The organism is Rhodoferax sp. PAMC 29310, from assembly GCF_017948265.1.
Lineage (GTDB): Bacteria > Pseudomonadota > Gammaproteobacteria > Burkholderiales > Burkholderiaceae_C > Rhodoferax.
Genome location: NZ_CP072852.1, coordinates 2,603,987 through 2,620,831, shown reverse-complemented (window position 1 = coordinate 2,620,831; position 16,845 = coordinate 2,603,987). Strand labels below are relative to the sequence as shown.

Sequence of the window (16,845 nt, the reverse complement as noted above, 5' to 3'; positions counted from 1 at the left end):
AATTTTTGATTGCGTCAAAATGAATATCAGACTTCACGTTTGAATTCGAATTATTTAAGTGAAAGCTTGGATACGGCATAACGCGATTGGTGAAAGACCAATCAAACATTCCTTGTGATAACTTTTAATCTCGAAAGAGATGTCAAAGTTATAGGGTCAAGTGAATAAGAGCATGTGGTGGATGCCTTGGCAATGATAGGCGACGAAGGACGTGATAGCCTGCGATAAGCTTCGGGGAGCTGGCAAATTAGCTTTGATCCGGAGATTTCCGAATGGGGAAACCCACCGAAAGGTATCGCATAGTGAATACATAGCTATGCGAGGCGAACCGGGTGAACTGAAACATCTCAGTAGCTCGAGGAAAAGACATCAACCGAGATTCCGAAAGTAGTGGCGAGCGAAATCGGAAAAGCCTGTTAGTGATAGCACGACTCTTAGCAAAACGGTTTGGAAAGGCCGACCATAGCAGGTGATAGTCCTGTATGCGAAAAGAGACGTGTGGTACTAAGTTAACGACAAGTAGGGCGGGACACGAGAAATCCTGTCTGAATATGGGGGGACCATCCTCCAAGGCTAAATACTCATCATTGACCGATAGTGAACTAGTACCGTGAGGGAAAGGCGAAAAGAACCCCGGGAGGGGAGTGAAATAGATCCTGAAACCGCATGCTTACAAAAAGTAGGAGCCTCGTAAGGGGTGACTGCGTACCTTTTGTATAATGGGTCAGCGACTTACATTCAGTGGCAAGGTTAACCGAATAGGGAAGCCGTAGAGAAATCGAGTCCGAATAGGGCGAATTAGTCGCTGGGTGTAGACCCGAAACCAAGTGATCTATCCATGGCCAGGATGAAGGTGCCGTAACAGGTACTGGAGGTCCGAACCGACTAGTGTTGCAAAACTAGCGGATGAGCTGTGGATAGGGGTGAAAGGCTAAACAAACTTGGAAATAGCTGGTTCTCTCCGAAAACTATTTAGGTAGTGCCTCAAGTATTACCGTTGGGGGTAGAGCACTGTTTAGGCTAGGGGGTCATGGCGACTTACCAAACCTATGCAAACTCCGAATACCGACGAGTACAGCTTGGGAGACAGAGCACCGGGTGCTAACGTCCGGACTCAAGAGGGAAACAACCCAGACCGCCAGCTAAGGTCCCTAAAATTGGCTAAGTGGGAAACGAAGTGGGAAGGCTAAAACAGTCAGGATGTTGGCTTAGAAGCAGCCATCATTTAAAGAAAGCGTAATAGCTCACTGATCGAGTCGTCCTGCGCGGAAGATGTAACGGGGCTAAGCCAGTTACCGAAGCTGCGGATTTGCAATTTATTGCAAGTGGTAGGAGAGCGTTCTGTAAGCCTGTGAAGGTGCGTTGTAAAGCGTGCTGGAGGTATCAGAAGTGCGAATGCTGACATGAGTAGCGTTAAAGGGGGTGAAAAGCCCCTCGCCGTAAGCGCAAGGTTTTCTACGCAACGTTCATCGGCGTAGAGTGAGTCGGCCCCTAAGGCGAGGCAGAGATGCGTAGTTGATGGGAAACAGGTCAATATTCCTGTACCGATGTGTAGTGCGATGTGGGGACGGAGAAGGTTAGCTCAGCCAACTGTTGGACATGTTGGTTCAAGCCTGTAGTCGTGCCTGGTAGGTAAATCCGCCGGGCTTAGATGAGGGGTGATAACGAGTCTGCTTGCAGACGAAGTGAGTGATACCCTGCTTCCAGGAAAAGCCACTAAGCTTCAGCTACACACGACCGTACCGCAAACCGACACTGGTGCGCGAGATGAGTATTCTAAGGCGCTTGAGAGAACTCAGGAGAAGGAACTCGGCAAATTGACACCGTAACTTCGGAAGAAGGTGTGCCTTTAGTAGGTGAAGTCCCTCGCGGATGGAGCCGAGAAAGGTTGCAAAAAATCGGTGGCTGCGACTGTTTATTAAAAACACAGCACTCTGCAAACACGAAAGTGGACGTATAGGGTGTGACGCCTGCCCGGTGCTGGAAGATTAAATGATGGGGTGCAAGCTCTTGATTGAAGTCCCAGTAAACGGCGGCCGTAACTATAACGGTCCTAAGGTAGCGAAATTCCTTGTCGGGTAAGTTCCGACCTGCACGAATGGCGTAACGATGGCCACACTGTCTCCTCCTGAGACTCAGCGAAGTTGAAATGTTTGTGATGATGCAATCTCCCCGCGGAAAGACGGAAAGACCCCATGAACCTTTACTGTAGCTTTGTATTGGACTTTGAACAGATCTGTGTAGGATAGGTGGGAGGCTTTGAAGCGGTGCCGCTAGGTATCGTGGAGCCAACGTTGAAATACCACCCTGGTGTGTTTGAGGTTCTAACCTAGGTCCATTATCTGGATCGGGGACAGTGCATGGTAGGCAGTTTGACTGGGGCGGTCTCCTCCCAAAGCGTAACGGAGGAGTTCGAAGGTACGCTAGTTACGGTCGGACATCGTGACGATAGTGCAATGGCATAAGCGTGCTTAACTGCGAGACTGACAAGTCGAGCAGATGCGAAAGCAGGACATAGTGATCCGGTGGTTCTGTATGGAAGGGCCATCGCTCAACGGATAAAAGGTACTCTGGGGATAACAGGCTGATACCGCCCAAGAGTTCATATCGACGGCGGTGTTTGGCACCTCGATGTCGGCTCATCTCATCCTGGGGCTGTAGCCGGTCCCAAGGGTATGGCTGTTCGCCATTTAAAGAGGTACGTGAGCTGGGTTTAAAACGTCGTGAGACAGTTTGGTCCCTATCTTCCGTGGGCGCTGCAGATTTGAGGAAGCCTGCTCCTAGTACGAGAGGACCGGAGTGGACACACCTCTGGTGTATCGGTTGTCACGCCAGTGGCATTGCCGAGTAGCTAAGTGTGGAAGAGATAACCGCTGAAAGCATCTAAGCGGGAAACTCGTTTCAAGATGAGATCTGCCGGGGCCTTGAGCCCCCTAAAGAGTCGTTCAAGACCAGGACGTTGATAGGCCGGGTGTGGAAGCGCAGTAATGCGTTAAGCTAACCGGTACTAATTGCTCGTGCGGCTTGACCCTATAACTTTGATCTACGACAAGTAGTTTCAAGGAAGTTATGCCAAGTTGACGCATTCAAAAATCCTGTGCGCAGTCATATGCACATAGGTTCGTTAAATCGATGAAGCTGATTAGCTCTATAAATTCGTTGTCCAGACCTGGTGTCTGGGTGACAAAAAGTTTAAGTCTGACGACCATAGCGAAGTGGTACCACTCCTTCCCATCCCGAACAGGACAGTGAAACGCTTCAGCGCCGATGATAGTGCGGGTTCCCGTGTGAAAGTAGGTCATCGTCAGACTAGCCAACCGGAAACGCCCAGTCCAACGACTGGGCGTTTTTCTTAGAGCTCTGAAAAGAATTCTGAGAAAAGCGCCAATAAGCGTGATAGAATAAAAGGCTTCGCTGATCACAGTGAGTCAAAAATCCGAGCAAGACGAGAGTCAAGTTTGGGTGGATCATTAAAAATATACAGCCGATAAGCGTGGGCGTTTGAAGGCGATTGCCAAGTTCTTCGGAACTAAGTCTTAATTGGCTTACAAACGCTCATGAAGTAAAAAAGATGTGAAATTCAGAAATGAAATTCACGTTGATTCCAATTTATGAGTTGCTCGAAAGAGCGAAAAAATCAAGATCGAACTATAGAGTTTGATCCTGGCTCAGATTGAACGCTGGCGGCATGCCTTACACATGCAAGTCGAACGGCAGCACGGGAGCAATCCTGGTGGCGAGTGGCGAACGGGTGAGTAATATATCGGAACGTGCCCAGTCGTGGGGGATAACGCAGCGAAAGCTGTGCTAATACCGCATACGATCTCTGGATGAAAGCGGGGGACTCGCAAGAGCCTCGCGCGATTGGAGCGGCCGATATCAGATTAGCTAGTTGGTGGGGTAAAAGCTCACCAAGGCGACGATCTGTAGCTGGTCTGAGAGGACGACCAGCCACACTGGAACTGAGACACGGTCCAGACTCCTACGGGAGGCAGCAGTGGGGAATTTTGGACAATGGGCGAAAGCCTGATCCAGCAATGCCGCGTGCAGGATGAAGGCCTTCGGGTTGTAAACTGCTTTTGTACGGAACGAAAAAGCTTTCTCTAATAAAGAGAGTTCATGACGGTACCGTAAGAATAAGCACCGGCTAACTACGTGCCAGCAGCCGCGGTAATACGTAGGGTGCGAGCGTTAATCGGAATTACTGGGCGTAAAGCGTGCGCAGGCGGTTATGCAAGACAGATGTGAAATCCCCGGGCTCAACCTGGGACCTGCATTTGTGACTGCATAGCTAGAGTACGGTAGAGGGGGATGGAATTCCGCGTGTAGCAGTGAAATGCGTAGATATGCGGAGGAACACCGATGGCGAAGGCAATCCCCTGGACCTGTACTGACGCTCATGCACGAAAGCGTGGGGAGCAAACAGGATTAGATACCCTGGTAGTCCACGCCCTAAACGATGTCAACTGGTTGTTGGGTCTTCACTGACTCAGTAACGAAGCTAACGCGTGAAGTTGACCGCCTGGGGAGTACGGCCGCAAGGTTGAAACTCAAAGGAATTGACGGGGACCCGCACAAGCGGTGGATGATGTGGTTTAATTCGATGCAACGCGAAAAACCTTACCCACCTTTGACATGTACGGAAGTCGCTAGAGATAGCTTCGTGCTCGAAAGAGAGCCGTAACACAGGTGCTGCATGGCTGTCGTCAGCTCGTGTCGTGAGATGTTGGGTTAAGTCCCGCAACGAGCGCAACCCTTGTCATTAGTTGCTACATTTAGTTGGGCACTCTAATGAGACTGCCGGTGACAAGCCGGAGGAAGGTGGGGATGACGTCAAGTCCTCATGGCCCTTATAGGTGGGGCTACACACGTCATACAATGGCTGGTACAAAGGGTTGCCAACCCGCGAGGGGGAGCTAATCCCACAAAGCCAGTCGTAGTCCGGATCGTAGTCTGCAACTCGACTACGTGAAGTCGGAATCGCTAGTAATCGTGGATCAGAATGTCACGGTGAATACGTTCCCGGGTCTTGTACACACCGCCCGTCACACCATGGGAGCGGGTTCTGCCAGAAGTAGTTAGCCTAACCGCAAGGAGGGCGATTACCACGGCAGGGTTCGTGACTGGGGTGAAGTCGTAACAAGGTAGCCGTATCGGAAGGTGCGGCTGGATCACCTCCTTTCTGGAAACTGCAATTTAATTTGAACGCTCACACTTATCGGTTGTTGGATGGTTGTCGCTGACGGGCATGGCTAAGGCTGTGCTCACAGGTGACCGGCTTGGGTCTGTAGCTCAGTTGGTTAGAGCACTGTGTTGATAACGCAGGGGTCGTTGGTTCGAAACCAACCAGACCCACCATTGTCGTCCAACGTCCTTCTGGTTTTGGGGGTGTAGCTCAGCTGGGAGAGCGGCTGCTTTGCAAGCAGTAGGTAGCGGGTTCGAGTCCTGTCACCTCCACCAATCTTCTTATCTGAGAGTGAATACTCAACACCAAAGTAGCTTTGAAGAAGGCTGCTTTGTTGTTGATCGAGATTACTTGATCAATCGGCTGTTCTTTAAAAATTTATAGAGTTTAATCAGCGTTGCTAGCGGAAAGTGCACATTCGTAAAGGTTTAGTGCACACCGTGCCGCTAGTGACAAATTTTTGATTGCGTCAAAATGAATATCAGACTTCACGTTTGAATTCGAATTATTTAAGTGAAAGCTTGGATACGGCATAACGCGATTGGTGAAAGACCAATCAAACATTCCTTGTGATAACTTTTAATCTCGAAAGAGATGTCAAAGTTATAGGGTCAAGTGAATAAGAGCATGTGGTGGATGCCTTGGCAATGATAGGCGACGAAGGACGTGATAGCCTGCGATAAGCTTCGGGGAGCTGGCAAATTAGCTTTGATCCGGAGATTTCCGAATGGGGAAACCCACCGAAAGGTATCGCATAGTGAATACATAGCTATGCGAGGCGAACCGGGTGAACTGAAACATCTCAGTAGCTCGAGGAAAAGACATCAACCGAGATTCCGAAAGTAGTGGCGAGCGAAATCGGAAAAGCCTGTTAGTGATAGCACGACTCTTAGCAAAACGGTTTGGAAAGGCCGACCATAGCAGGTGATAGTCCTGTATGCGAAAAGAGACGTGTGGTACTAAGTTAACGACAAGTAGGGCGGGACACGAGAAATCCTGTCTGAATATGGGGGGACCATCCTCCAAGGCTAAATACTCATCATTGACCGATAGTGAACTAGTACCGTGAGGGAAAGGCGAAAAGAACCCCGGGAGGGGAGTGAAATAGATCCTGAAACCGCATGCTTACAAAAAGTAGGAGCCTCGTAAGGGGTGACTGCGTACCTTTTGTATAATGGGTCAGCGACTTACATTCAGTGGCAAGGTTAACCGAATAGGGAAGCCGTAGAGAAATCGAGTCCGAATAGGGCGAATTAGTCGCTGGGTGTAGACCCGAAACCAAGTGATCTATCCATGGCCAGGATGAAGGTGCCGTAACAGGTACTGGAGGTCCGAACCGACTAGTGTTGCAAAACTAGCGGATGAGCTGTGGATAGGGGTGAAAGGCTAAACAAACTTGGAAATAGCTGGTTCTCTCCGAAAACTATTTAGGTAGTGCCTCAAGTATTACCGTTGGGGGTAGAGCACTGTTTAGGCTAGGGGGTCATGGCGACTTACCAAACCTATGCAAACTCCGAATACCGACGAGTACAGCTTGGGAGACAGAGCACCGGGTGCTAACGTCCGGACTCAAGAGGGAAACAACCCAGACCGCCAGCTAAGGTCCCTAAAATTGGCTAAGTGGGAAACGAAGTGGGAAGGCTAAAACAGTCAGGATGTTGGCTTAGAAGCAGCCATCATTTAAAGAAAGCGTAATAGCTCACTGATCGAGTCGTCCTGCGCGGAAGATGTAACGGGGCTAAGCCAGTTACCGAAGCTGCGGATTTGCAATTTATTGCAAGTGGTAGGAGAGCGTTCTGTAAGCCTGTGAAGGTGCGTTGTAAAGCGTGCTGGAGGTATCAGAAGTGCGAATGCTGACATGAGTAGCGTTAAAGGGGGTGAAAAGCCCCCTCGCCGTAAGCGCAAGGTTTTCTACGCAACGTTCATCGGCGTAGAGTGAGTCGGCCCCTAAGGCGAGGCAGAGATGCGTAGTTGATGGGAAACAGGTCAATATTCCTGTACCGATGTGTAGTGCGATGTGGGGACGGAGAAGGTTAGCTCAGCCAACTGTTGGACATGTTGGTTCAAGCCTGTAGTCGTGCCTGGTAGGTAAATCCGCCGGGCTTAGATGAGGGGTGATAACGAGTCTGCTTGCAGACGAAGTGAGTGATACCCTGCTTCCAGGAAAAGCCACTAAGCTTCAGCTACACACGACCGTACCGCAAACCGACACTGGTGCGCGAGATGAGTATTCTAAGGCGCTTGAGAGAACTCAGGAGAAGGAACTCGGCAAATTGACACCGTAACTTCGGAAGAAGGTGTGCCTTTAGTAGGTGAAGTCCCTCGCGGATGGAGCCGAGAAAGGTTGCAAAAAATCGGTGGCTGCGACTGTTTATTAAAAACACAGCACTCTGCAAACACGAAAGTGGACGTATAGGGTGTGACGCCTGCCCGGTGCTGGAAGATTAAATGATGGGGTGCAAGCTCTTGATTGAAGTCCCAGTAAACGGCGGCCGTAACTATAACGGTCCTAAGGTAGCGAAATTCCTTGTCGGGTAAGTTCCGACCTGCACGAATGGCGTAACGATGGCCACACTGTCTCCTCCTGAGACTCAGCGAAGTTGAAATGTTTGTGATGATGCAATCTCCCCGCGGAAAGACGGAAAGACCCCATGAACCTTTACTGTAGCTTTGTATTGGACTTTGAACAGATCTGTGTAGGATAGGTGGGAGGCTTTGAAGCGGTGCCGCTAGGTATCGTGGAGCCAACGTTGAAATACCACCCTGGTGTGTTTGAGGTTCTAACCTAGGTCCATTATCTGGATCGGGGACAGTGCATGGTAGGCAGTTTGACTGGGGCGGTCTCCTCCCAAAGCGTAACGGAGGAGTTCGAAGGTACGCTAGTTACGGTCGGACATCGTGACGATAGTGCAATGGCATAAGCGTGCTTAACTGCGAGACTGACAAGTCGAGCAGATGCGAAAGCAGGACATAGTGATCCGGTGGTTCTGTATGGAAGGGCCATCGCTCAACGGATAAAAGGTACTCTGGGGATAACAGGCTGATACCGCCCAAGAGTTCATATCGACGGCGGTGTTTGGCACCTCGATGTCGGCTCATCTCATCCTGGGGCTGTAGCCGGTCCCAAGGGTATGGCTGTTCGCCATTTAAAGAGGTACGTGAGCTGGGTTTAAAACGTCGTGAGACAGTTTGGTCCCTATCTTCCGTGGGCGCTGCAGATTTGAGGAAGCCTGCTCCTAGTACGAGAGGACCGGAGTGGACACACCTCTGGTGTATCGGTTGTCACGCCAGTGGCATTGCCGAGTAGCTAAGTGTGGAAGAGATAACCGCTGAAAGCATCTAAGCGGGAAACTCGTTTCAAGATGAGATCTGCCGGGGCCTTGAGCCCCCTAAAGAGTCGTTCAAGACCAGGACGTTGATAGGCCGGGTGTGGAAGCGCAGTAATGCGTTAAGCTAACCGGTACTAATTGCTCGTGCGGCTTGACCCTATAACTTTGATCTACGACAAGTAGTTTCAAGGAAGTTATGCCAAGTTGACGCATTCAAAAATCCTGTGCGCAGTCATATGCACATAGGTTCGTTAAATCGATGAAGCTGATTAGCTCTATAAATTCGTTGTCCAGACCTGGTGTCTGGGTGACAAAAAGTTTAAGTCTGACGACCATAGCGAAGTGGTACCACTCCTTCCCATCCCGAACAGGACAGTGAAACGCTTCAGCGCCGATGATAGTGCGGGTTCCCGTGTGAAAGTAGGTCATCGTCAGACTAGCCAACCGGAAACGCCCAGTCCAACGACTGGGCGTTTTTCTTAGAGCTCTGAAAAGAATTCTGAGAAAAGCGCCAATAAGCGTGATAGAATAAAAGGCTTCGCTGATCACAGTGAGTCAAAAATCCGAGCAAGACGAGAGTCAAGTTTGGGTGGATCATTAAAAATATACAGCCGATAAGCGTGGGCGTTTGAAGGCGATTGCCAAGTTCTTCGGAACTAAGTCTTAATTGGCTTACAAACGCTCATGAAGTAAAAAAGATGTGAAATTCAGAAATGAAATTCACGTTGATTCCAATTTATGAGTTGCTCGAAAGAGCGAAAAAATCAAGATCGAACTATAGAGTTTGATCCTGGCTCAGATTGAACGCTGGCGGCATGCCTTACACATGCAAGTCGAACGGCAGCACGGGAGCAATCCTGGTGGCGAGTGGCGAACGGGTGAGTAATATATCGGAACGTGCCCAGTCGTGGGGGATAACGCAGCGAAAGCTGTGCTAATACCGCATACGATCTCTGGATGAAAGCGGGGGACTCGCAAGAGCCTCGCGCGATTGGAGCGGCCGATATCAGATTAGCTAGTTGGTGGGGTAAAAGCTCACCAAGGCGACGATCTGTAGCTGGTCTGAGAGGACGACCAGCCACACTGGAACTGAGACACGGTCCAGACTCCTACGGGAGGCAGCAGTGGGGAATTTTGGACAATGGGCGAAAGCCTGATCCAGCAATGCCGCGTGCAGGATGAAGGCCTTCGGGTTGTAAACTGCTTTTGTACGGAACGAAAAAGCTTTCTCTAATAAAGAGAGTTCATGACGGTACCGTAAGAATAAGCACCGGCTAACTACGTGCCAGCAGCCGCGGTAATACGTAGGGTGCGAGCGTTAATCGGAATTACTGGGCGTAAAGCGTGCGCAGGCGGTTATGCAAGACAGATGTGAAATCCCCGGGCTCAACCTGGGACCTGCATTTGTGACTGCATAGCTAGAGTACGGTAGAGGGGGATGGAATTCCGCGTGTAGCAGTGAAATGCGTAGATATGCGGAGGAACACCGATGGCGAAGGCAATCCCCTGGACCTGTACTGACGCTCATGCACGAAAGCGTGGGGAGCAAACAGGATTAGATACCCTGGTAGTCCACGCCCTAAACGATGTCAACTGGTTGTTGGGTCTTCACTGACTCAGTAACGAAGCTAACGCGTGAAGTTGACCGCCTGGGGAGTACGGCCGCAAGGTTGAAACTCAAAGGAATTGACGGGGACCCGCACAAGCGGTGGATGATGTGGTTTAATTCGATGCAACGCGAAAAACCTTACCCACCTTTGACATGTACGGAAGTCGCTAGAGATAGCTTCGTGCTCGAAAGAGAGCCGTAACACAGGTGCTGCATGGCTGTCGTCAGCTCGTGTCGTGAGATGTTGGGTTAAGTCCCGCAACGAGCGCAACCCTTGTCATTAGTTGCTACATTTAGTTGGGCACTCTAATGAGACTGCCGGTGACAAGCCGGAGGAAGGTGGGGATGACGTCAAGTCCTCATGGCCCTTATAGGTGGGGCTACACACGTCATACAATGGCTGGTACAAAGGGTTGCCAACCCGCGAGGGGGAGCTAATCCCACAAAGCCAGTCGTAGTCCGGATCGTAGTCTGCAACTCGACTACGTGAAGTCGGAATCGCTAGTAATCGTGGATCAGAATGTCACGGTGAATACGTTCCCGGGTCTTGTACACACCGCCCGTCACACCATGGGAGCGGGTTCTGCCAGAAGTAGTTAGCCTAACCGCAAGGAGGGCGATTACCACGGCAGGGTTCGTGACTGGGGTGAAGTCGTAACAAGGTAGCCGTATCGGAAGGTGCGGCTGGATCACCTCCTTTCTGGAAACTGCAATTTAATTTGAACGCTCACACTTATCGGTTGTTGGATGGTTGTCGCTGACGGGCATGGCTAAGGCTGTGCTCACAGGTGACCGGCTTGGGTCTGTAGCTCAGTTGGTTAGAGCACTGTGTTGATAACGCAGGGGTCGTTGGTTCGAAACCAACCAGACCCACCATTGTCGTCCAACGTCCTTCTGGTTTTGGGGGTGTAGCTCAGCTGGGAGAGCGGCTGCTTTGCAAGCAGTAGGTAGCGGGTTCGAGTCCTGTCACCTCCACCAATCTTCTTATCTGAGAGTGAATACTCAACACCAAAGTAGCTTTGAAGAAGGCTGCTTTGTTGTTGATCGAGATTACTTGATCAATCGGCTGTTCTTTAAAAATTTATAGAGTTTAATCAGCGTTGCTAGCGGAAAGTGCACATTCGTAAAGGTTTAGTGCACACCGTGCCGCTAGTGACAAATTTTTGATTGCGTCAAAATGAATATCAGACTTCACGTTTGAATTCGAATTATTTAAGTGAAAGCTTGGATACGGCATAACGCGATTGGTGAAAGACCAATCAAACATTCCTTGTGATAACTTTTAATCTCGAAAGAGATGTCAAAGTTATAGGGTCAAGTGAATAAGAGCATGTGGTGGATGCCTTGGCAATGATAGGCGACGAAGGACGTGATAGCCTGCGATAAGCTTCGGGGAGCTGGCAAATTAGCTTTGATCCGGAGATTTCCGAATGGGGAAACCCACCGAAAGGTATCGCATAGTGAATACATAGCTATGCGAGGCGAACCGGGTGAACTGAAACATCTCAGTAGCTCGAGGAAAAGACATCAACCGAGATTCCGAAAGTAGTGGCGAGCGAAATCGGAAAAGCCTGTTAGTGATAGCACGACTCTTAGCAAAACGGTTTGGAAAGGCCGACCATAGCAGGTGATAGTCCTGTATGCGAAAAGAGACGTGTGGTACTAAGTTAACGACAAGTAGGGCGGGACACGAGAAATCCTGTCTGAATATGGGGGGACCATCCTCCAAGGCTAAATACTCATCATTGACCGATAGTGAACTAGTACCGTGAGGGAAAGGCGAAAAGAACCCCGGGAGGGGAGTGAAATAGATCCTGAAACCGCATGCTTACAAAAAGTAGGAGCCTCGTAAGGGGTGACTGCGTACCTTTTGTATAATGGGTCAGCGACTTACATTCAGTGGCAAGGTTAACCGAATAGGGAAGCCGTAGAGAAATCGAGTCCGAATAGGGCGAATTAGTCGCTGGGTGTAGACCCGAAACCAAGTGATCTATCCATGGCCAGGATGAAGGTGCCGTAACAGGTACTGGAGGTCCGAACCGACTAGTGTTGCAAAACTAGCGGATGAGCTGTGGATAGGGGTGAAAGGCTAAACAAACTTGGAAATAGCTGGTTCTCTCCGAAAACTATTTAGGTAGTGCCTCAAGTATTACCGTTGGGGGTAGAGCACTGTTTAGGCTAGGGGGTCATGGCGACTTACCAAACCTATGCAAACTCCGAATACCGACGAGTACAGCTTGGGAGACAGAGCACCGGGTGCTAACGTCCGGACTCAAGAGGGAAACAACCCAGACCGCCAGCTAAGGTCCCTAAAATTGGCTAAGTGGGAAACGAAGTGGGAAGGCTAAAACAGTCAGGATGTTGGCTTAGAAGCAGCCATCATTTAAAGAAAGCGTAATAGCTCACTGATCGAGTCGTCCTGCGCGGAAGATGTAACGGGGCTAAGCCAGTTACCGAAGCTGCGGATTTGCAATTTATTGCAAGTGGTAGGAGAGCGTTCTGTAAGCCTGTGAAGGTGCGTTGTAAAGCGTGCTGGAGGTATCAGAAGTGCGAATGCTGACATGAGTAGCGTTAAAGGGGGTGAAAAGCCCCCTCGCCGTAAGCGCAAGGTTTTCTACGCAACGTTCATCGGCGTAGAGTGAGTCGGCCCCTAAGGCGAGGCAGAGATGCGTAGTTGATGGGAAACAGGTCAATATTCCTGTACCGATGTGTAGTGCGATGTGGGGACGGAGAAGGTTAGCTCAGCCAACTGTTGGACATGTTGGTTCAAGCCTGTAGTCGTGCCTGGTAGGTAAATCCGCCGGGCTTAGATGAGGGGTGATAACGAGTCTGCTTGCAGACGAAGTGAGTGATACCCTGCTTCCAGGAAAAGCCACTAAGCTTCAGCTACACACGACCGTACCGCAAACCGACACTGGTGCGCGAGATGAGTATTCTAAGGCGCTTGAGAGAACTCAGGAGAAGGAACTCGGCAAATTGACACCGTAACTTCGGAAGAAGGTGTGCCTTTAGTAGGTGAAGTCCCTCGCGGATGGAGCCGAGAAAGGTTGCAAAAAATCGGTGGCTGCGACTGTTTATTAAAAACACAGCACTCTGCAAACACGAAAGTGGACGTATAGGGTGTGACGCCTGCCCGGTGCTGGAAGATTAAATGATGGGGTGCAAGCTCTTGATTGAAGTCCCAGTAAACGGCGGCCGTAACTATAACGGTCCTAAGGTAGCGAAATTCCTTGTCGGGTAAGTTCCGACCTGCACGAATGGCGTAACGATGGCCACACTGTCTCCTCCTGAGACTCAGCGAAGTTGAAATGTTTGTGATGATGCAATCTCCCCGCGGAAAGACGGAAAGACCCCATGAACCTTTACTGTAGCTTTGTATTGGACTTTGAACAGATCTGTGTAGGATAGGTGGGAGGCTTTGAAGCGGTGCCGCTAGGTATCGTGGAGCCAACGTTGAAATACCACCCTGGTGTGTTTGAGGTTCTAACCTAGGTCCATTATCTGGATCGGGGACAGTGCATGGTAGGCAGTTTGACTGGGGCGGTCTCCTCCCAAAGCGTAACGGAGGAGTTCGAAGGTACGCTAGTTACGGTCGGACATCGTGACGATAGTGCAATGGCATAAGCGTGCTTAACTGCGAGACTGACAAGTCGAGCAGATGCGAAAGCAGGACATAGTGATCCGGTGGTTCTGTATGGAAGGGCCATCGCTCAACGGATAAAAGGTACTCTGGGATAACAGGCTGATACCGCCCAAGAGTTCATATCGACGGCGGTGTTTGGCACCTCGATGTCGGCTCATCTCATCCTGGGGCTGTAGCCGGTCCCAAGGGTATGGCTGTTCGCCATTTAAAGAGGTACGTGAGCTGGGTTTAAAACGTCGTGAGACAGTTTGGTCCCTATCTTCCGTGGGCGCTGCAGATTTGAGGAAGCCTGCTCCTAGTACGAGAGGACCGGAGTGGACACACCTCTGGTGTATCGGTTGTCACGCCAGTGGCATTGCCGAGTAGCTAAGTGTGGAAGAGATAACCGCTGAAAGCATCTAAGCGGGAAACTCGTTTCAAGATGAGATCTGCCGGGGCCTTGAGCCCCCTAAAGAGTCGTTCAAGACCAGGACGTTGATAGGCCGGGTGTGGAAGCGCAGTAATGCGTTAAGCTAACCGGTACTAATTGCTCGTGCGGCTTGACCCTATAACTTTGATCTACGACAAGTAGTTTCAAGGAAGTTATGCCAAGTTGACGCATTCAAAAATCCTGTGCGCAGTCATATGCACATAGGTTCGTTAAATCGATGAAGCTGATTAGCTCTATAAATTCGTTGTCCAGACCTGGTGTCTGGGTGACAAAAAGTTTAAGTCTGACGACCATAGCGAAGTGGTACCACTCCTTCCCATCCCGAACAGGACAGTGAAACGCTTCAGCGCCGATGATAGTGCGGGTTCCCGTGTGAAAGTAGGTCATCGTCAGACTAGCCAACCGGAAACGCCCAGTCCAACGACTGGGCGTTTTTCTTAGAGCTCTGAAAAGAATTCTGAGAAAAGCGCCAATAAGCGTGATAGAATAAAAGGCTTCGCTGATCACAGTGAGTCAAAAATCCGAGCAAGACGAGAGTCAAGTTTGGGTGGATCATTAAAAATATACAGCCGATAAGCGTGGGCGTTTGAAGGCGATTGCCAAGTTCTTCGGAACTAAGTCTTAATTGGCTTACAAACGCTCATGAAGTAAAAAAGATGTGAAATTCAGAAATGAAATTCACGTTGATTCCAATTTATGAGTTGCTCGAAAGAGCGAAAAAATCAAGATCGAACTATAGAGTTTGATCCTGGCTCAGATTGAACGCTGGCGGCATGCCTTACACATGCAAGTCGAACGGCAGCACGGGAGCAATCCTGGTGGCGAGTGGCGAACGGGTGAGTAATATATCGGAACGTGCCCAGTCGTGGGGGATAACGCAGCGAAAGCTGTGCTAATACCGCATACGATCTCTGGATGAAAGCGGGGGACTCGCAAGAGCCTCGCGCGATTGGAGCGGCCGATATCAGATTAGCTAGTTGGTGGGGTAAAAGCTCACCAAGGCGACGATCTGTAGCTGGTCTGAGAGGACGACCAGCCACACTGGAACTGAGACACGGTCCAGACTCCTACGGGAGGCAGCAGTGGGGAATTTTGGACAATGGGCGAAAGCCTGATCCAGCAATGCCGCGTGCAGGATGAAGGCCTTCGGGTTGTAAACTGCTTTTGTACGGAACGAAAAAGCTTTCTCTAATAAAGAGAGTTCATGACGGTACCGTAAGAATAAGCACCGGCTAACTACGTGCCAGCAGCCGCGGTAATACGTAGGGTGCGAGCGTTAATCGGAATTACTGGGCGTAAAGCGTGCGCAGGCGGTTATGCAAGACAGATGTGAAATCCCCGGGCTCAACCTGGGACCTGCATTTGTGACTGCATAGCTAGAGTACGGTAGAGGGGGATGGAATTCCGCGTGTAGCAGTGAAATGCGTAGATATGCGGAGGAACACCGATGGCGAAGGCAATCCCCTGGACCTGTACTGACGCTCATGCACGAAAGCGTGGGGAGCAAACAGGATTAGATACCCTGGTAGTCCACGCCCTAAACGATGTCAACTGGTTGTTGGGTCTTCACTGACTCAGTAACGAAGCTAACGCGTGAAGTTGACCGCCTGGGGAGTACGGCCGCAAGGTTGAAACTCAAAGGAATTGACGGGGACCCGCACAAGCGGTGGATGATGTGGTTTAATTCGATGCAACGCGAAAAACCTTACCCACCTTTGACATGTACGGAAGTCGCTAGAGATAGCTTCGTGCTCGAAAGAGAGCCGTAACACAGGTGCTGCATGGCTGTCGTCAGCTCGTGTCGTGAGATGTTGGGTTAAGTCCCGCAACGAGCGCAACCCTTGTCATTAGTTGCTACATTTAGTTGGGCACTCTAATGAGACTGCCGGTGACAAGCCGGAGGAAGGTGGGGATGACGTCAAGTCCTCATGGCCCTTATAGGTGGGGCTACACACGTCATACAATGGCTGGTACAAAGGGTTGCCAACCCGCGAGGGGGAGCTAATCCCACAAAGCCAGTCGTAGTCCGGATCGTAGTCTGCAACTCGACTACGTGAAGTCGGAATCGCTAGTAATCGTGGATCAGAATGTCACGGTGAATACGTTCCCGGGTCTTGTACACACCGCCCGTCACACCATGGGAGCGGGTTCTGCCAGAAGTAGTTAGCCTAACCGCAAGGAGGGCGATTACCACGGCAGGGTTCGTGACTGGGGTGAAGTCGTAACAAGGTAGCCGTATCGGAAGGTGCGGCTGGATCACCTCCTTTCTGGAAACTGCAATTTAATTTGAACGCTCACACTTATCGGTTGTTGGATGGTTGTCGCTGACGGGCATGGCTAAGGCTGTGCTCACAGGTGACCGGCTTGGGTCTGTAGCTCAGTTGGTTAGAGCACTGTGTTGATAACGCAGGGGTCGTTGGTTCGAAACCAACCAGACCCACCATTGTCGTCCAACGTCCTTCTGGTTTTGGGGTGTAGCTCAGCTGGGAGAGCGGCTGCTTTGCAAGCAGTAGGTAGCGGGTTCGAGTCCTGTCACCTCCACCAATCTTCTTATCTGAGAGTGAATACTCAACACCAAAGTAGCTTTGAAGAAGGCTGCTTTGTTGTTGATCGAGATTACTTGATCAATCGGCTGTTCTTTAAAAATTT

At 50.4% G+C, this 16,845-nt stretch carries 5 tRNA genes and 9 rRNA genes; all 14 read left to right on the top strand.

Annotated elements, in window-relative coordinates:
* Positions 1-154 precede the first annotated feature (154 nt).
* The 14 genes from J8G15_RS12015 (at position 155) to J8G15_RS11950 (ending at position 16,639) form a co-directional block, all read left to right on the top strand.
* A 23S ribosomal RNA gene (locus J8G15_RS12015) occupies positions 155-3,032 on the top strand.
* Between the two features lie 165 nt (positions 3,033-3,197).
* Positions 3,198-3,310: ribosomal RNA gene (rrf, locus tag J8G15_RS12010) — 5S ribosomal RNA — on the top strand.
* A 335-nt stretch (positions 3,311-3,645) separates the two neighbouring features.
* A 16S ribosomal RNA gene (locus J8G15_RS12005) occupies positions 3,646-5,182 on the top strand.
* Between the two features lie 99 nt (positions 5,183-5,281).
* Positions 5,282-5,358, top strand: a tRNA-Ile gene (locus J8G15_RS12000).
* Between the two features lie 26 nt (positions 5,359-5,384).
* Positions 5,385-5,460: transfer RNA gene (locus tag J8G15_RS11995), tRNA-Ala, on the top strand.
* Between the two features lie 334 nt (positions 5,461-5,794).
* Positions 5,795-8,673: ribosomal RNA gene (locus tag J8G15_RS11990) — 23S ribosomal RNA — on the top strand.
* Positions 8,674-8,838: 165 nt separating this feature from the next.
* A 5S ribosomal RNA gene (rrf, locus tag J8G15_RS11985) occupies positions 8,839-8,951 on the top strand.
* 335 nt (positions 8,952-9,286) lie between these two features.
* A 16S ribosomal RNA gene (locus tag J8G15_RS11980) occupies positions 9,287-10,823 on the top strand.
* 99 nt (positions 10,824-10,922) lie between these two features.
* Positions 10,923-10,999, top strand: a tRNA-Ile gene (locus J8G15_RS11975).
* A 26-nt stretch (positions 11,000-11,025) separates the two neighbouring features.
* Positions 11,026-11,101: transfer RNA gene (locus J8G15_RS11970), tRNA-Ala, on the top strand.
* Between the two features lie 334 nt (positions 11,102-11,435).
* A 23S ribosomal RNA gene (locus J8G15_RS11965) occupies positions 11,436-14,313 on the top strand.
* A 165-nt stretch (positions 14,314-14,478) separates the two neighbouring features.
* A 5S ribosomal RNA gene (gene rrf / locus J8G15_RS11960) occupies positions 14,479-14,591 on the top strand.
* Positions 14,592-14,926: 335 nt separating this feature from the next.
* A 16S ribosomal RNA gene (locus J8G15_RS11955) occupies positions 14,927-16,463 on the top strand.
* Together the 16S, 23S and 5S rRNA genes with 5 tRNA genes alongside form the textbook arrangement of a ribosomal RNA operon.
* A 99-nt stretch (positions 16,464-16,562) precedes the next feature.
* Positions 16,563-16,639, top strand: a tRNA-Ile gene (locus J8G15_RS11950).
* Positions 16,640-16,845: the final 206 nt, after the last annotated feature.